This window comes from Streptomyces sp. NPDC040405 (assembly GCF_055595765.1).
Window position 1 is genome coordinate 84,380 of sequence record NZ_JBVIVI010000005.1, and the last position, 17,038, is coordinate 101,417.

Here is a 17,038-nt window from a genome sequence, read left to right on the forward strand (position 1 = left end):
CCGGGCCCGGCGCCTGTCCATGGACCGGCCCCCGGCATTCAGGGAGGCCGACCATGAACCCCCACCAGCACTCCGGCCGATTGCTCTTCCCACTGGTCGCGCTCGTGGTGATCGCGGCCGATCAGGTGAGCAAGGCGCTCGCACTGGCCGCCTGGAGCGGCACCTCGGGGCCGCAGGCCCGGCTGGGGCCGTTCCGCGCGCTGCTGGTGCACAACGCCGGTGTGGCCTTCGGGCTGGGGAACGGCCGCCCGGTGCTGATCTCCATGATCACCCTCACCGGCGCGGTCGCCACCCTGGCCGCCGTCGGCGCGGGGCTGCGGGCCCACCGCCGGGGCCTGGCGTTCGGCATGGCGCTGATCGCCGGGGGCTCGGTCGGCAACGGCGCCGACCGGGTGGTGCGGCCCCCGGGCCCGCTGCGCGGCGCCGTGGTCGACTGGATCACGGTGGCGGGGCGCGGCCCGGTGTTCAACCTGGCCGATGTCGCCCTCGTCTCCGGGACCCTGCTCACCGCGGCCGTACTGCTGCGTACCGCCACGCGGCGGCCGTACGTCAGCCCCCGGTCTTCGGCACCGCACCCGGCCCCGGCCCCGGCCCCGAGCCCGAACCCGGCATCCGGTCCGAGCCCGGTCTCCGATCCTGGTCCGGCCCCGGCTCCCGGGAGCTCTCCCGCTCCGCGATCGAGGCCGCGAACTCCTTCAGCCGCGCCAGCGCCGCTTCGTCGGTCAGCCCCTGAGAGGCCAGCGCGCTGGTGAGGCGCTGGTAGAGGGACAGCTCGCGGGCGCAGGCGTGGCACTCCGCCACATGGGCCCGCACCCGGCCCGCGCCCGCCGCGTCCAGTTCGCCGTCGAGATACGCCTGGAGCATCGGCGCGCCCACCGGGCACTCCCTCGTCCGGCGCCGTTCGGTCTCGCGCCACCACGTCCATCGGCTCATGCCTCACCTCGCTCTGGTTCCCGTCCGGTGCGCCCCGCGGCCAGCAACTGGTTCCGGATCCGTTTGCGGGCCCGGTGCAGCCTGCTCATCACCGTCCCTTTGGGGACGTCCAGCACCTGCGCCGCCTCCGCGTACGACAGCCCGTCCACGTGGACCAGCCGCACGACCTGCTGGTCGCGGAGCGGCAGTGCGGTGAACGCGGCGTCCACGGCCTCGTCGAACGTGGTGTCCACCACCAGTTCCTCCGGGGTGGCGTCGCGGGCCGGGGAGAGCCGCTCCAGTTCGGTGTCCGGATCGTCCAGCAGGCGGGGCCTGCGCTGACGGCGCCTGCTCACCTCCGCGTGCCGCATGATCGTCAGCAGCCAGGCCCGTGGATGTCTCCCGTCAAAACGGCCGACTGCCCGGTACGCCCGTAGTAACGTGTCCTGCACGAGATCTTCGGCGTCGGCTCGCTGAGCGGTCAGAGACATCGCCACGCGCAGCAGCACCTCGATCTCGGGCAGCACGTACTGGGTGAACATGCGTTGCTGATGGGCGTCCGGGTCAGCCACGTGTGCCTCCTCGGATCCGGACCCCCCGGGGACGCGAAAGCGACATATCACACTCTGTGTAACATCTCGCTCACGGCGCCGCGCGGGGTGGTCGGCGATCCGGGTGACACAGCGGCTTACGGGGCCTGAGCTACGCCTTGATGGACACCAGGCGCTTGCCGTCGCTCGTACGGACCTCGAAGCGCTCGATGTCGCCGCTCTTCATGCCCGCACCGCCGTGCGCCCACAGCGGATCTCTCGCGACCGCCTTGGCGCTGTTCTCGATCCCATAGCCCCACTCGGGCACGGACCAGGTCATCATGGTCTGCTCATGACCGTCCTTGGAGACCGCGACCAGGCTGCAGTCGAGCGGGCCCTTGACGTTCTTCAGCCGCAGCACGGCGTCGACGCCCCACATCTTGTCCTGCATCGCGACCGCCGCCGACACCTTGGTGGCCGGGTCGGTGCCCTCCATCTTCATCGGCATCTCGGCGAAGAGCGCCTTGTCGGTCGGGCTCGCCGTGACGGACGTCTCCGAGCCGGAGCCCGAGGTGGCGGCCATCGTGCCGAGCGGTCCGCCGACGATCAGGGCTGCCGCCGCCGCGACCAGGTAGAGGCCGCGCCGCTTGCGCTTGCTGCGGGCCGCGGCGACCTCGCCGACCATGCGGTTCAGCAGGGCGGGGCCGGGCTTGGCGGTCAGGGTGTCGATGGCGGTCGGGGTGGCGGTGAACGCGTGCGGGGTGTGGCCCGTGATCGCGGTCCGGCCGGGTGCCCCATGGATGCCGGGGATGTCCGCCGCGAGGTCCGCCAGCAGGGGTTCCAGTCCGGTCAGCTCGTCGAGCTGTCGGCCGCACTGGTCGCAACCGGCCAGATGCTCCTCGAAATAGGTGGCGTCCGCCTCGTCGAGCACGCCGAGCACATACGCGCCAACGGCGTCGTGTCCCGCGTGGTGCGCCTGCGCTGTCATGCCGTCACTCCTCTCTCCTCAAGCGCGAGCTTCATGGAGCGCAGCGCATAGAAGACCCGGGACCGAACCGTCCCGCTGGGTATGCCGAGCGTTTCCGCCGCTTCGTTGACCGTACGGCCCTTGAAGTAGGTCTCGACGAGCACCTCGCGATGGGCGTCGCTGAGGTCGTGCATCGCGTCGGAAAGTGTCATCAGCCGTAGTGCCCGGTCGATCTCGTCCTCCGCCGGCATCAGCTCCAGGGGAGACGGGTCGACCTCCTGGGGCCTGGCCTGCCTGCTGCGGTGCCCGTCGATGACGATCCGCCGGGCGACCGTGACCAGCCAGGGCCGGATGGAACCGGTGGCCCGGGACAGCTGGTCCGCGTTCCGCCAGGCGCGCACCAGGGTCTCCTGCACGACGTCCTCCGCGCGATGGCGATCGCCCGCGACCAGGCGCAGTACGAACGCGAGCAACGGTCCGGCGTGCTCCTGGTAGAGCGCACGCATGAGTTGCTCGTCCGGTGTACCGCGCTGCGATCTGGACGGACGCTCATCGGCCACGGCGGCGTCGTCGTGCACCAGAACCTCCAGGACAGGACCTGAGTTGGACAACATCAACTGACGACTCCCGGTCTGTGCCCCGGGGGGATGGGGTGGCCATGTCGGCCTCTTCCTCCCTTCGTACGGACGGGAGGGGGCGGCCACTCAACGCGTCGAGAAGAAAGTTCCGATCAGTTCCTGGAGTTGCCCGGAGGGAGAGGTGGGTCAGGAGGGGACGAAGGGTCCTCAGGTGACGGCCGAGCTGAGGACATGGGGCTGGACCTTGCCCTCCAGCATCGCGCCGAGCCCTTCCACCGCGCACACACCCGGGTTGTCCGCGATGTGCACCGGGACGCCGGTCGCCTCCCGCAGCAGGGTGTCCAGACCGGGCAGTACGGCGGCGCCGCCCGCCAGCATGATGCCGCGGTCGGCGAGGTCGGCCACCAGATCGGGCGGGCAGCGGCGCAGCACGGCGCTGATCGCGTCGAGGACGGAGGTCAGCGGGGTGCGGATGGCGCTGCGTACGCCCTCGACGTCGATCCGTACGGACCGGGCGAGCCCGGTGGCCACATCGCGGCCGTGCACCTCGGTGCCGAGCGAGGCCAGGGCCGTGTCGCCGAGGACCAGGTGCAGCGGGCGGACGGCCTGGCTCGGCAGCATCAGCGCGTGTGCGTTGCGCAGATGCTGGACGATGGCGTGGTCGACCGTCTCGCCGCCCACCGGCGCCCGCTCCGCGGCCACGATCGCGCCCAGCGACAGCACCGCGACATGGGTGGTGGCCGCGCCGCACACCACGATCATCGTCGCCTCGGGCCGCTCCACGGGCAGCCCGCAGCCCACGGCGGCGGCGATCAGCGTGTCCACCAGCTCGACCCGGCGGGCGCCGAGCCCGGAGAGCGTCTCCATGGCGGCGCGCTGGGCGAGCGGGTCGGCGTCGTGCGGTACACAGACGGCGGCGCTCGGCCTCGGCTTGCGGCGCCAGGCGCGGCGCAGCTTGTTGCCGAGGAGCAGCCGCAGCATGCGCTGTGCCATGGCGATGTCGACGACCGTGCCCCCGGCCACGGGACGCACCACCCGGATGTGGTCGGGCGTACGGCCCGTCATGCGCTCGGCGAACGCCCCGACCGCGATCACCGCGCCCGTGCGGGTGTTGACGGCGGCCACGGTGGGCTCGTCCACGATCAGGCCGGTGCGCTTGAGGTAGACGCGGGTCCTGGACGCTCCGAGGTCCACGGCGATGGAGCAGCGACGCAGCCGCTCAAGGCTGATGCTCATGTGGCCATCGTGTGCGGCCGGGCGCGCCCGCTGCCTCCGGAGGTGCGCCGGTCGGGCGAGCCGCTTCCCTCTTCGCCGGTCCTTGGCGTCCTTTGCGCCCTTGGCTAGTCCTTGGCGTCGGCGTAGCACTCCACCGTCGCCACGGTGAGGGGGAAGCGCACCGGGGTGGGGCCGAAGGCGATCGTGCCCGCCGCCTCGCCCGCCTCCGCGATGGCCTGCCGCACCGCCGCCACCTCCGGCTCCGGGCAGTGCACGATCACCTCGTCGTGCTGGAAGAAGACCAGCTCGGCGCGGAGCCCGGCGGCGGTCAGGGCGCGGCGGAGCGCCGCGAGCATCAGCACCGCCCAGTCGGCGGCGCTGCCCTGGACGACGAAGTTCCGGGTGAAGCGGCCACGGGCGCGGGCGCTCGGGGTGCTGCCGTAACGCGGCTCCTCGCCCAGGTCGGGCGGCAGGCCCGCCTCGTCGGCCGGGTCGGCGGCGCCGTCGACCGGTGGGCAGGTGCGGCCCAGCCACGTCCGGACGAGGCGGCCCTCCTCGCCCGCGCGGGCCGCGTCGTCCACGTAGGCCACGGCCGCCGGGAAGCGGCGCCGGAGCGCGGCGAGGTGCTTGAGGCCGTCGCCCGACGTCTGCCCGTAGACGGCGCCGAGCAGCGCGAGCTTGGCCAGGTCGCGGCGGCCCGCGAAGGCCCGGTCGGACAGCTCCGCGTACAGATCCCGGCCGGTGCCCGCGACCTCCATCAGCCCCGGATCGCGGGAGATCGCGGCGAGCACCCGGGGCTCCATCTGGTCGGCGTCGGCGACGACCAGCCGCCAGCCCGGGTCGGCGATGACCGCGCGCCGCACCACCTTGGGGATCTGGAGGGCCCCGCCGCCGTGGGTGGTCCAGCGGCCGGAGACGGTGCCGCCAGGCAGGTATTCGGGGCGGAAGCGGCCGTCGCGCACCCAGGACTGGAGCCAGGACCAGCCATGGGCCGTGTGCAGCCGGTACAGCTTCTTGTACCGCAGCAGCGGCTCCACCGCCGGGTGGTCGATCTCCTTCAGCTCCCACGCCCGGGTGGAGGTGAGCGGGATGCCCGCGCGCCCGAACGCCCGGATGACGTCGGCGGGCAGATCGGGCCGCACCCGCACCCCGCCCCCGAAGGCGCGGGACACCTCGTCGGCCAGCTCGGCCATCCGCCGCGGCTCAAGACCGCCCGGATAGCGCTCGCCGAGCAGCTCGTCCAGCAGCTCCCGGTGGCGGTCGGCCCGCCAGGGCACCCCGGCGCGCCGCATTTCGGCGGCGACCAGGGTCCCGGCCGATTCGGCGGTGGTCAGCAGCCGCATCCGGTCCGGGTGCTCGGCCGTCCCCGTACGGGCCAGCTGCGCCTGGTACACCGCCAGCAGCGCGTCGAGCGGGTCGGTGCCGGGCGGCAGCGGCGGCGGGCCGGGCTCGAACAGCGACGGCTGGGTGTCGGCGGTCCGCACGGGCGGGTCCTCGGGAACGGGCAGCCCGCGCAGCCGGGCCCAGGCCGCGGCGAGGGAGCGCGGGGCGCCCGAGCGCCCCTCGTGGCCGAGCAGCAGCGCCTCGGCCGCCTCCACGTCGTAACACCGCTCGACCCGGACCCCGGCCGTCAGCAGCCGCGGATAGACCTCGGCGGTGGACCGCCACACCCACCGGTCGGCCTCCGGGCGGGACCGCACCGCTTCGGCGATCCCGCCCCGCGCCGCCGGGACCTCGACGACCGGCCCGGCGGCCTTTCCGGAGGCGTCGAGCGGGCAGAGACGAACACCCCCGTCGCTCGTCTCCGCCGCTGCCCACCTCATGACCGTGAGTCTGGCAGGGGGGTCTGACAACGGTCCGGCAGCGGCCGCAGGGGCAACGGCGAGCGGTGCGCGAAGGGTTGACCCCGCGACCGGGCGGCTCTACGGTCCGTTCGCAATGACGGAGCGTGTTCGAAATATCGACCGGGCGGAGCGCGTGGCCGCCCGGGCCTCTCGAACCCTGGAGCCTTCCATGACCCGCATCCGCACCAGAGCGCTGCCGCTGCTGACGGCCGCGCTGCTCATGCTCGTCGCCCTGCTGCAGACGGGCAGCGCCTCCGCCGCGAAGGCCGAACCGGTCGCGAAGGCCGCACCGGCCGGTTCCCCGGGGGTGAGGGCCGGGAGCTTCACCAATCCGGTCGTGACCCAGAACGGCGCGGACCCGACGGTCATCCGCTACGCCGGGTACTACTACCACCTGGGCACCACCTGGGCCTCGCACTGGGAGATGCGCCGTTCCGCCACCCTCGGCGGGCTGAAGACCGCGGCGCCCACCACCATCTACCGCGAGACCGTGGCGTCCCGCTGCTGCAACTTCTGGGCGCCCGAACTGCACCGGCTGAACGGCCCGAACGGGCTGCGCTGGTATCTGACGTACAGCGCGGGCGTCTCGGCGAACATCGACCACCAGCACGTCCATGTGCTGGAGAGCGCCGGATCCAACCCGCTGGGCCCGTACACCTACAAGGGCCAGGTCGATCCGTACGGCGACAACCGCTGGATGATCGACAGCAGCTATCTCTCCCTGCCGGACGGCCGCCTCTACATGCTGTACTCCTTCTGGGAGGGCGGTTCGCAGAACCTCTACGCGGTCCGGATGAGCAACCCCTGGACCCCGACCGGCGCGGGTGTCCGGATCGCCACGCCCACCTACGGCTGGGAGAAGTCGGGCAGCGCGGTCAACGAGGGGCCGGTCATCCTGCAGCACGGCGGCCGGACGTTCCTCACCTTCTCCGCCTCGCACTGCGACACCCCGGACTACAAGCTCGGCCTGATGGAGCTGACCGGGAGCGATCCGCTGGCGGCGGGCGCGTGGAAGAAGTACGCCAACCCGGTCTTCCAGCGCAATGACGCGGCCGGGGTGTACGGACCGGGCCACAACTTCTTCTTCCCCTCGCCCGACGGCAAGGAGGTCTGGATGGCCTACCACGCCAACTCCAAGGCGACGGACGGCTGCGGGGGCACCCGTACCACCCGGGCGCAGAAGGTGAACTGGAACGCGGACGGCACCCCGAACTTCGGCGTCCCCGTCTCCACCTCCACCGCCCTGGCCGAGCCCTCCGGCACACCGGCCGCCCTGCGGCGCTGACGCCGCTCGACGACACCCGGCACTTCCTGGCGGCTTCCGACGACGAGGGCGCCCCGCGGATCAACCCGCGGGGCGCCCTGCTCGTCTTTCATGACGACTGACGCGCTCCGCGCGGGGCAGAAGACGCCGTGATCATCTCCGGCCAGCTTCTGCACGTGCATTTGCCCATGCATATGCACAGGAATGCGGCTATGATCCGAGTCAGTTGACAGTTGCACTAATGCATGAACAGTGGAGAGCCCTGTGCGCGACCACCCGTACAACGGCATGGCGGCCGCGGACCTTCAGGGGGTCGTCTGGCAGAAGAGCAGGCACAGCAATTCCCAGGGGTCCTGTGTCGAGTTCGCCAAGCTGCCCGGCGGGCACGTGGCCGTACGGAACTCCCGCTTCCCGGACGGACCGGCGCTCGTCTACACCCCGGCCGAGGTCGAGGCCATGCTGCGCGGCGTCAAGGACGGGGAATTCGACCACCTGGCGCACGACCCGCTCGGCCGTGTGTGAGCGACACTGGTAGTGATCGGTGGGGGGTCCTGCTGATGTGAGACGGCGGTGAGCGATGAACGGCTCCATCCGCGTCGGACATGTCCTCGGGGTGCCGCTGCGCATGCACTGGAGCGCCCCCGTACTGATCGTTCTGCTCGCCTATGGACTCGGCCGCGAGACGCTGCCCGCCTGGACGCCCGGCCGGACCGGTCTCGTGTACGCGGTCGCGAGCGTGATCGGCGCCCTGCTGCTGATGGTGAGCCTGCTGATGCATGAGGCCGCGCACGCGGTTACCGCGCGCGGCAGGGGCGTCTCGGTCGAGGACGTCACGCTGTGGGCGCTCGGCGGCGTGACCCGGATGGGGCGGCCGCGCACCGCCGGGATCGCCTTGCTCGTGGCCGTCAGCGGCCCGCTCACCAGCCTGGCCATCGGCGGCGTCGCCGTGGGCGCCGGGATCGGGGCCCACGCGCTGGCCGGGTGGGGGCTGCCCGCGGCGGTGCTGATCTGGCTGGGCTGGGCCAATCTGCTGCTGGGCGTGTTCAACCTGCTGCCCGCCGCGCCGCTGGACGGCGGCCGGGTGGTGCAGGCGGTGCTGTGGTGGCGTACGGGCGACCGGGACCGGGCCGAGCGGGCGGCCGGGCGCAGCGGTCAGATCTTCGGGATATTGCTCATCGCGGTCGGCTGGTTCTCGTTCGTGCGCGGTCAGGGCGGCGGGCTGTGGATCGCGCTCGTCGGGCTGTTCATGATGGTGGTCGCCAACGCGGAGCGGCAGCGGGCCGGTGTCAATACGGCGCTGCGCGGGGTGCGGGTGGGCGACGCGATGTCGGCCCCGGTCGCGGCGGGCGCCGACTGGCTGCCGGTGGGGCGGTTCATCGACGAGGTGGCGGCGCACTCACGCCACTCGGTGCTGCCACTCCTGGACTTCGAGGGCCGGGTCAGCGGCGTGGTGGACCTGCGGGCGCTGGCGACGGTTCCGGCCGGGATGCGGGAGGAGCGGCGGGTGCGCGAGGTGGCGACGCCGCTGGAGCGGTGCACGGTCGCGGTGTCGGACGAGCTGCTGAGCGAGGTGCTGGAGCGGGCCCGGCCGGGCGCCGCGGGGATGCCGGTGCTGGTGGTGGACCACGGGCAGCTGGAGGGGATCGTCACCTCTCACGATCTGTCGCGCCTGTTCCAGCTGCACTCGCTGGGCATCACGACGGCGCCCCCGGAGGCGACGCCCCACTAGACGCGTCCCACTGCGCCACATCTGGAGGCGCCCCACTGGATGCGCGTCAATCCGCTGAGGGTCTACGTGCGGGGCAGGCGGAACAGGGCCCAGACGATCTTGCCGGGCAGCGTTCCGGCCAGCGGATGCCAGCCCCAGCCGTCGGTGAACGACTCCACCAGGTGCAGCCCCCGCCCCGACTCCGCGCAGGAACCGGCCTCCCCGGCGGCCGGTCCGTCCTCGCTGGGGTCGCGTACGGCGCACACCAGCCGTGAGGCGGAGTACATCAGGTGCAGCCGCACCAGGGGCGGTTCGTGCCCGTCGCCGGGCGCACCGCCGGGCAGGACCCCGGCGACCGCGTGCCGCAGCGCGTTGGTGACCAGTTCGGAGACGACGAGGGCCACTTCGTCGAGCAGCTCGGGTATGCCCCACTCCCGCAGCGTGGCCCCGGTGAACTGCCGTGCCCCTTTGACCGCGTCGTAGCGCGCGGGGAGCGTACAGGAGACGGCGCCGGAGACGGCGGAGGGATCGATCGCGGGAAGCCCCCTCCATAGCGGTTCCAGCAGGGCCGAACCTTCGCTCCCCATGCGAGCACTCCTGCATCCGTGGCCCTGACGAATCCTGGCCAGATCTCGTACGAGCTTGCACGTGCGCGAGTCCCATGGTTTCGAATGCCGACGGCAGATGCAAGGGCAAATGCACGTGCACGGAGTAGCATTGAGATGCTGTACCCGGCTTTGCCGCACTTTCTCCCTACGCACATGTGCGTAGGTCTCCCGGTCGGGTAACCGCTTGGGCACAGGCCGGAGCCCGGAAAGTGGCAGACTTCGGCCTGCCGGGTTGCGGGGGCCCATCGCCGGAAGAGCGCGTTCCGTCCAGGGAGGGTCACGGACAGATGACCGCAAGCGAGTCGAGCGGATCGGTGGTGCGCCGCATTCTCCTGGGCTCCCAACTCAGGCGGCTGCGCGAGGCCCGCGGTATCACCCGCGAGGCGGCGGGCTATTCGATCCGCGCCTCCGAATCCAAGATCAGCCGGATGGAGCTGGGCCGGGTCGGCTTCAAGGCGCGCGACATCGAGGACCTGCTCACGCTGTACGGGGTCGCCGAGGAGGCGGAGCGCGCGGCGCTGCTCGGACTCGCCCGCGAGGCCAACCTCACCGGCTGGTGGCACAGTTACGGCGATGTGCTGCCGGGCTGGTTCCAGACGTACGTCGGGCTGGAGGGCGCCGCCTCGCACATCGCCGTCTACGAGGTCCAGTTCATCCACGGCCTGCTCCAGACCGAGGGCTACGCGCACGCCGTGGTCACCCGGGGTCAGCCGCAGGCGTGCGACTCCGAGGTGGAGCGGCGGGTCGCGCTGCGGCTGGAGCGGCAGAAGCTGCTGGTCTCCGAGCGGGCACCGGCGTTCCACGTGGTGCTGGACGAGGCCGCGCTGCGCCGTCCGTACGGCGGGCCGGAGGTGATGCGCGCCCAGCTGCGGCACCTCCTCTCCGTCTCCGAGCAGCCGAACGTGACGCTCCAGGTGATGCCGTTCTCCTTCGGGGGGCACGCAGGGGAGAGCGGTGCGTTCACCCTGCTCCGCTTCCCGGAGCCAGATCTCCCGGACGTCGTCTATCTGGAACAGCTCACCAGCGCGCTCTACCTCGACAAACCCGATGAAGTGGGGCAGTACGAGCGGGTGTTGAGGCGGCTGCGGGCGGACGGCCTGTCCGGCGAGAAGAGCCGGGACCTGGTCTGGGGGCTCCTGCAAGAGCTCTGACCGATCAGTAGGATGACGTTCTGTCAGGAATACCCCCCACGCGTTCGCGGGTGTACCGGATGCGGTCCCGCGTCCTCCAGATAGGGATGGCATGTCCTACTTCTCCGAGCTGGCCTTTCAGTACATCGGCGGTGAGTGGCGAACCGGCAGCGGTTCCTGGGACATCGTCGACTTCAACCCGTACGACGGGGAGAAGCTGGCGTCCATCACCGTGGCCACCGTCGACGAGGTCGATCTCGCCTATCGCACCGCCGAGCGGGCCCAGCCGGAGTGGGCGGCCCGCAACCCGTACGCCCGGCGGACGGTCTTCGAGCGGGCGCTGCGCATCATCGACGAGCGCGAGAAGGAGCTGACCGAGGCGATCATCGCGGAGTGCGGCGGAACCCACGTCAAGGCGGGTTTCGAACTGCACCTCGCCAAGGAGTTCCTGCGCGAGGCGGTCCAGCTGGCGCTGCGCCCCGAGGGCCGCATCCTGCCGTCGCCCGACGACGGCAAGGAGAACCGCCTCTACCGGGTGCCGGTCGGTGTCGTCGGTGTGATCAGCCCGTTCAACTTCCCCTTCCTGCTGTCGCTGAAGTCGGTCGCCCCGGCGCTGGCCCTCGGCAACTCCGTCGTCCTCAAACCGCATCAGAACACCCCGATATGCGGCGGCGGTCTGGTCGCGAAGATCTTCGAGGAGGCCGGGCTCCCGGCCGGGCTGCTCAACGTCGTCGTCACCGACATCGCGGAGATCGGTGACGCCCTGATCGAGCACCCGGTCCCGAAGGTCATCTCCTTCACCGGCTCCGACCGGGTCGGCCGCCATGTCGCCACCGTCGCGGCCTCGCACTTCAAGCGCTCCATCCTGGAGCTGGGCGGCAACAGCGCCCTGATCGTGCTGGACGACGCCGACCTCGACTACGCGGTGGACGCCGCGGTGTTCAGCCGCTTCGTCCACCAGGGGCAGGTCTGCATGGCCGCCAACCGGGTGCTGGTGGACCGGTCGGTTGAGCGCGCGTTCACCGAGAAGTTCGTGGCCAAGGTGAAGTCGCTGAAGGTGGGCGACCCGGGCGATCCGGCCACCCACATCGGTCCGCTGATCAACGAGGGCCAGGCCGAGGCCATCACCGCGCTCGTCGAGCAGACGCTCGCCGACGGCGCGACCGCGCTGGTGCGGGGGCGGGCCGAGGGCACCTTGATGGAGCCGACCGTGCTCGGCGACGTCCCCGAGGGCTCGGCGATCCTCCGCCAGGAGGTCTTCGGCCCGGTTGTGGTGCTGGTCCCGTTCGACGGTGACGAGGAGGCCGTACGGCTCGCCAACGACACCGACTACGGCCTCAGCGGCGCCGTGCACACCGGCGACATCGAGCGCGGCGTCCGCCTCGCCAAGCGCGTCCACACCGGCATGATCCATGTGAACGACAGCACCGTGCACGACGAGCCGATCGTGCCGTTCGGCGGCGAGAAGCACTCGGGGGTCGGGCGGCTCAACGGGGAGTCGATGGTGGAGAACTTCACCACCACCAAGTGGATCTCGATCCAGCACGGCCGCAGCCAGTTCCCGTTCTGATACGGCGGTTCCTGATACGTCGGTCCGGATGAGGCTTGCGGACAGAAGCTGACCGCAAGCCTTCCTAATGTGGGGTTCGTCGAAAGGGCGCCCGGCCCGGGCCCCTCCTGGTGAAAGGCGGCAGCCATGCCCACCGTCGTGAACTCCGAAGCCTGCAAGGACGAGCGCTCCGCGCTGCTGGCCTACCTGGACGCACAGCGCGGCGGCATCCGGCGCGCCGTGTACGGGCTGACCGAGGAGCAGGCCCGCAGCGCGCCCAGCGCCAGCGCGCTGTCCCTGGCCGGGCTGATCAAGCATGCGACCCAGGGCGAACTGGGCTGGGCCGCAACGGGCCAGGGCCGTGGGGAGGGCCGGTTGTCGAAGGAGACGCTGGCGGAATTCGAGTCCGGGTTCACCCCCACGGCCGACGAGACGGTGCCGGTGCTGCTGGAGCGGTACGAGGCGGCGGCGCGCGCGACCGATGCCGCCGTGCTCGCCCTGTCCTCGATGGACGAGACGTTCGAGTCGCCCCGCTACCCCTGGGACGAGGGCGGCACCCGGACCTGGCGCTGGCTGGTCCTCCACATGATCGAGGAGGTCGCCCGGCACGCGGGGCACGCGGACATCATCCGCGAGACGATCGACGGGAAGGGCGCGTTCGATCTGGTCTTCGAGAGCGGTGCGATGCCCGAGCCCGATTGGTCGCTCCTGGAGGGCTGACACCCCTACCCTGGACCCCAGTGCAGGTCAGGCGGGGCAGGATGGGGAGACGGGCACATGTCAGCGATCCGGCTGCTGGTGCTGGGGGCGGTGCGCCAGCACGGGCGCGCACACGGCTATCAGGTCCGTAACGACCTGGAGTTCTGGGGCGCGCACGAGTGGTCCAACGCCAAACCCGGATCGATCTATCACGCGCTCAAACAGATGGCGAAGCAGGGCCTGATGCGCGCCCACGACGTGGCCCCGAGCACCGCGGGCGGCCCGCCGCGCACCGAGTACGAGCTGACCGCGGCGGGCGAGGCCGAATACTTCAAGCTGCTGAGGGACGCCCTGCTGCGGCACGACCAGAAGATCGACGAGCTGACGGCCGGGGTCGGGTTCATCGTCGACCTGCCCCGTGCCGAGGCCATCGCGCTGCTGAAGGAGCGGGTGGCGGCGCTGGAGGGGTGGCGGGCCGAGGTCACCAAGCACTGGTCGCCCCCGCAGGGCACCCCCGCCGCGTGGGGCCACATCGGCGAGATCATGAAGTTCTGGGTGCATTCGGCGGACAGCGGGGCCGAGTGGACCCGCGGGCTGATCGAGCGCCTCGAAGGCGGGGCGTACGTCATGGCGGGCGAGGGGGAGCGCTCGATGGACGTCCTGTCGGACGGGGCGCCGAACCCGTACGCGGAGTCCTCGGCTCCGGACGATGCCGAGGAATCCCGCCAGTAATCAAGTTTGACTAGACCCGGTTCGGGGAGTACCTTCCGGAGACTTGTAGTCAAGTTTGACTAATGAGTCATGCGGAGGAGAGGGGAAGACCGTGGCCGACAGCGATCCCGCGATCGTCGTCGAAGGACTGCGCAAGACCTATGGCGGAAAACCGGCGCTGGCCGGGCTCGACCTGACCGTCCCGACCGGCACCGTGCACGCCGTGCTCGGCCCCAACGGCGCGGGCAAGACCACCTGCGTACGGATCCTGGCCACCTTGCTGCGCCACGACGGCGGCCGCGCCGAGGTCGCCGGGTACGACGTGCTGCGCCACCCCGACGAGGTCCGCCACCGCATCGGGCTGCTCGGCCAGCACGCCGCGGTCGACGAGGAACTGAGCGGACGGCAGAACCTGGAGATGTTCGGCCGCCTCCACCACCTCGGCGGGCGGCGCGCGGCAGCCCGCGCGGACGAACTGCTGGCGCGGTTCGGCCTCGACGGCACCGGCACCAAGGCGGTCAGGCAGTACAGCGGCGGCATGCGGCGCCGACTGGATCTGGCCGCGAGCCTCATCGTGCGGCCGCGGGTGCTGTTCCTGGACGAGCCCACCACCGGGCTCGACCCACGCGGCCGCACCGAGGTGTGGAGTGCCGTCCGCTCCCTGGTCGGCGACGGTACGACGGTCCTGCTCACCACCCAGTACCTGGAGGAGGCCGACCAGCTCGCCGACCGCGTCTGCGTGGTCGACCACGGCCGGGCCGTCGCGGACGGCACGACCGACCAGCTCAAGGCCCGCATCGGCGGGGACCGCATCGACGTGGTGCTGCGCGACGCCGGTCAACTGGCCGCCGCCGCCTCGGTGATCGGCATGGCCGCCCGCGCCGCCTCGGTCGAGACCGACCCCGACCGGCGGCGGATCGGCGCCCGGGTCACCGACCGGGTCGCCGCCCTCACCGAGACCGTACGGGCGCTGGACGCCGCCGGGATCGAGGCGGAGGACATCGCCCTGCGCCGCCCCACCCTCGACGAGGTGTTCCTGCACCTGACGGGCGAGGACGACGAGGACAGGCCCGGGGCCACGACAGGGGCCATGACCGCGGAGGAGACGTCCGTATGACCGCCATGACCCTCGTCGACTCCTGGACCATGACCCGCCGCGGCCTCGCCCACTGGGCCCGGCAGCCCGTCCAGGTGGTCGTGAACCTGGTCTTCCCGGTGATGATGCTGCTGATGTTCGCGTACTTCCTCGGCGGCGGGATGACCGTCCCGGGCGGCGGCGACTACAAGCACTATCTGGTGCCGGGCATGCTGGCCCTCACCATGGCCTTCGGCCTCGAAGCCACCATGCTCGCGATCACCCAGGACCTCAACAAGGGCGTCATCGACCGCTTCCGCTCCCTGCCGATGGCCTCCTCCGCGGTGCTGATCGGGCGCAGCGTGCTCGACATGCTGCAGTCCGCGCTCGGCCTGCTGACCCTCCTCGGGGTCGGGCTGGCGATGGGCTGGCGCTGGCACGGCGGAGCGGTCGACGCGCTGGCCGCGGTCGGGCTGCTGCTCTGGCTGCGCTTCGCGATGCTGTGGATCGGCATCTATCTGGGCCTGCTCGCCGGGCGCGCCGAACTCGTCCAGGCCGTGCAGATCCTGGTCTGGCCGGTCGGCTTCCTGTCCAACGTCTTCGCCGCGCCCGAGACGATGCCCGGCTGGCTCGGCGCCATCGCGGCGTGGAACCCGATGTCGGCGACGGCCACCGCGGTCCGTGACCTGTTCGCGAGCCCCAGGGGCGGCGGCGCGTCGTGGGCCGCGGACCACGCCGGACTCCTCGCCGTCTGCTGGCCGTTGGCGCTCCTCGCGGTCTTCTTCCCGCTCGCGGTGGGCCGTTACCGGGGGCTCAGCCGCTGAGCGGCCGACAGCCGTCCCCGATGCCACGTATGTCACAGCACCACCCGCCGTCGCCGGATGCGGATACGGTGCACGTATGGGGAACGACACGGCGGGCACGGGGGCGGCACGGACGCGCGGACCCGGTTATGCCCTGCTCCTCGCCGCCGGGCCGATGGGCAAGCAGCGGCTGATGGACGCGGCCGCCGCGCTGCCACAGCTCGCGGCGGTGCCTCCGGCCGCGCTGCTGGGCACGCCCGGCGGCGCCAGCGTCGTCCAACTCGTGGATCCCTCCGATCCGCAGACCGTGCTGACCCATCTGCGGACCGCGGCCGCCCATCCGGGCCCGGTGCTCATCTATCTGGCGGGTCAGCTCACCCTCGACCACAAGCAGCGGCTGCCGCACCTCGCGCTGGCCCGTACGACGCCGAGGACCGCCCGCTACACCGCGCTGCCGTGGCACTGGCTGGCCGCCGAGCTGGCCCAGCGGCCACCGGGCAGCACCACCCTGTTCGCCGATCTGGTGGCCGAGGAGACGGCCTGGTCGCGGCTGGCCGACGGGCGGCTGCCGGCCGACACGCTCGCGGGCGGGCTGACGCTCTACGGGACGGTCGCCCCCGCCCCGCCCAAGCGCCAACTCGCGGCGCCGGTCTACAGCCGCGCCCTCGCCGGGCTGCTGCGCGAGGGCACGGGCAGCCCGGCGTTCGCCCTGCTGCACCAGCAGGCCGCCGCCGAGGCGGGGCTGGGCGCCGGACCCGGACTGCTGCTGGGCGCGCCGGTGGAGGGCTACGCGGCGTACGAGGCGTCGGCGGCGTACGAGGCGTACGGGGCGTCGGCGGCGTACGAGCACCAGACGCCCCGGCACCGCCAGCCCGGACCGGTCATACCGGGGGCGGCAGCGCCCTCCGGCTCGCCGCCCTCGCCCGGTCCGCCGCCGATATCCGCCGCGCCGGAGTCCATACCCGCCCGGCGGGCCGAGCCCGTACGGACTGCCGAGCCCCTGCCCGATCCGCACTCCGCGATCTTCGAGGCCGCGCACGCCGGACGGCACAGCGAGGCCGCCTCGATGGCCGCCGCCTGGGAGCAGGAGGCGCTCCGGTCGGCCGGTCCGCGCTCCTCCGGCGCGATCCACTGGCTTGAGGTCCGCGCCGACCTCGCCCGGCTCGCCGGGGACCCGGCCCGCGCGTGTGAGCTGTGGCTGGCGGTGGCCGACGCCCGGCTGGGCAACGGCGAGCCGACCGAGCACCCCGAGGTGGAGGGGGCCGTCGACCGGGCCCACCACCAGTGGCAGTTCGTGCGCGAACCGGCCCGGGCGCATGCCCTGGCGCCGATGCTGGTCGATCTGCGGGGCCGGGTGCCGGGCCGGAGGCCGGGCGCCCTGGAGGCCGTGCGGCGCAGGGTCGAGCTGCTGCGCGCCACCGCGCAGGCGGGCTGAACCCCGGCGG

General features: G+C 72.2%; 17 protein-coding genes and 1 pseudogene. 11 read left to right on the plus strand and 7 right to left on the minus strand.

Features of this window, described 5'->3' with window-relative positions:
* Positions 1-53 precede the first annotated feature (53 nt).
* The gene (locus tag ACZ59A_RS21545) at positions 54-752 is read left to right on the plus strand and encodes a signal peptidase II (RefSeq protein ID WP_470960715.1); all 699 of its coding nucleotides are present in this window, start codon (positions 54-56) and stop codon (positions 750-752) included.
* 37 nt (positions 753-789) lie between these two features.
* On the opposite strand, the pseudogene ACZ59A_RS21550 reads toward ACZ59A_RS21545, so the two are convergent.
* The 6 genes and pseudogenes from ACZ59A_RS21550 to ACZ59A_RS21575 all read right to left on the minus strand — a co-directional run.
* Positions 790-933 (minus strand): annotated as a pseudogene (locus ACZ59A_RS21550) (zf-HC2 domain-containing protein); the annotation flags it as partial.
* Positions 930-1,484: an RNA polymerase sigma factor gene (locus tag ACZ59A_RS21555; protein WP_468049885.1), complete on the minus strand. Its 555-nt coding sequence runs from the start codon at positions 1,482-1,484 to the stop codon at positions 930-932. The gene ACZ59A_RS21555 and the pseudogene ACZ59A_RS21550, both read right to left, overlap by 4 nt.
* A 130-nt stretch (positions 1,485-1,614) precedes the next feature.
* Positions 1,615-2,430: a zf-HC2 domain-containing protein gene (locus ACZ59A_RS21560; RefSeq protein ID WP_470960716.1), complete on the minus strand. Its 816-nt coding sequence runs from the start codon at positions 2,428-2,430 to the stop codon at positions 1,615-1,617.
* On the minus strand, positions 2,427-3,023 hold the full coding sequence (locus ACZ59A_RS21565; protein ID WP_050799946.1) for a sigma-70 family RNA polymerase sigma factor: 597 nt from the start codon (positions 3,021-3,023) through the stop codon (positions 2,427-2,429). Before ACZ59A_RS21565 ends, ACZ59A_RS21560 begins: the two co-directional genes overlap by 4 nt.
* Positions 3,024-3,194: 171 nt before the next feature.
* Entirely contained in the window at positions 3,195-4,223 is a 1,029-nt protein-coding gene (locus tag ACZ59A_RS21570) for a rod shape-determining protein (RefSeq protein WP_470960717.1), read from the minus strand.
* Between the two features lie 104 nt (positions 4,224-4,327).
* Positions 4,328-6,025 carry a bifunctional 3'-5' exonuclease/DNA polymerase gene (locus ACZ59A_RS21575; protein WP_470960718.1) on the minus strand — a complete coding sequence of 566 codons (1,698 nt, stop codon included), beginning with the start codon at positions 6,023-6,025 and terminating at the stop codon, positions 4,328-4,330.
* 190 nt (positions 6,026-6,215) lie between these two features.
* On the opposite strand from ACZ59A_RS21575, the gene ACZ59A_RS21580 reads away from it, so the two are divergent.
* From ACZ59A_RS21580 to ACZ59A_RS21590, 3 genes are all read left to right on the plus strand, one after another.
* Positions 6,216-7,331: a glycoside hydrolase family 43 protein gene (locus ACZ59A_RS21580; RefSeq protein ID WP_470960719.1), complete on the plus strand. Its 1,116-nt coding sequence runs from the start codon at positions 6,216-6,218 to the stop codon at positions 7,329-7,331.
* 267 nt (positions 7,332-7,598) lie between these two features.
* A complete protein-coding gene (locus ACZ59A_RS21585) occupies positions 7,599-7,832 on the plus strand; it encodes a DUF397 domain-containing protein (protein WP_470961756.1) in 234 nt (77 codons plus the stop codon).
* A 55-nt stretch (positions 7,833-7,887) separates the two neighbouring features.
* Positions 7,888-9,039 (plus strand): site-2 protease family protein, encoded by a 1,152-nt coding sequence (locus tag ACZ59A_RS21590; protein WP_470960720.1) that lies wholly within the window; start codon positions 7,888-7,890, stop codon positions 9,037-9,039.
* 62 nt (positions 9,040-9,101) lie between these two features.
* Here ACZ59A_RS21590 and ACZ59A_RS21595 read toward each other — a convergent pair whose 3' ends face one another.
* Positions 9,102-9,605, minus strand: a complete 504-nt coding sequence (locus tag ACZ59A_RS21595; protein ID WP_468049873.1) for an ATP-binding protein — start codon at positions 9,603-9,605, stop codon at positions 9,102-9,104.
* Positions 9,606-9,913: 308 nt separating this feature from the next.
* On the opposite strand from ACZ59A_RS21595, the gene ACZ59A_RS21600 reads away from it, so the two are divergent.
* The 7 genes from ACZ59A_RS21600 (at position 9,914) to ACZ59A_RS21630 (ending at position 17,028) form a co-directional block, all read left to right on the plus strand.
* A complete protein-coding gene (locus ACZ59A_RS21600) occupies positions 9,914-10,777 on the plus strand; it encodes a helix-turn-helix domain-containing protein (RefSeq protein WP_470960721.1) in 864 nt (287 codons plus the stop codon).
* A gap of 91 nt (positions 10,778-10,868) precedes the next feature.
* On the plus strand, positions 10,869-12,326 hold the full coding sequence (locus ACZ59A_RS21605) for an aldehyde dehydrogenase family protein (RefSeq protein ID WP_470960723.1): 1,458 nt from the start codon (positions 10,869-10,871) through the stop codon (positions 12,324-12,326).
* Positions 12,327-12,452: 126 nt separating this feature from the next.
* Complete coding sequence (locus ACZ59A_RS21610; RefSeq protein ID WP_470960725.1) at positions 12,453-13,025, plus strand: DinB family protein; 573 nt, start codon at positions 12,453-12,455, stop codon at positions 13,023-13,025.
* 57 nt (positions 13,026-13,082) lie between these two features.
* Complete coding sequence (locus tag ACZ59A_RS21615; protein WP_470960727.1) at positions 13,083-13,736, plus strand: PadR family transcriptional regulator; 654 nt, start codon at positions 13,083-13,085, stop codon at positions 13,734-13,736.
* Positions 13,737-13,827: 91 nt separating this feature from the next.
* Positions 13,828-14,832, plus strand: coding sequence for an ATP-binding cassette domain-containing protein (locus ACZ59A_RS21620; protein WP_470960729.1), 1,005 nt, complete (start codon positions 13,828-13,830; stop codon positions 14,830-14,832).
* Positions 14,829-15,614, plus strand: a complete 786-nt coding sequence (locus tag ACZ59A_RS21625) for an ABC transporter permease (RefSeq protein WP_470960731.1) — start codon at positions 14,829-14,831, stop codon at positions 15,612-15,614. Before ACZ59A_RS21620 ends, ACZ59A_RS21625 begins: the two co-directional genes overlap by 4 nt.
* Before the next feature lie 76 nt (positions 15,615-15,690).
* Positions 15,691-17,028 carry a hypothetical protein gene (locus ACZ59A_RS21630; RefSeq protein WP_470960733.1) on the plus strand — a complete coding sequence of 446 codons (1,338 nt, stop codon included), beginning with the start codon at positions 15,691-15,693 and terminating at the stop codon, positions 17,026-17,028.
* Positions 17,029-17,038: the final 10 nt, after the last annotated feature.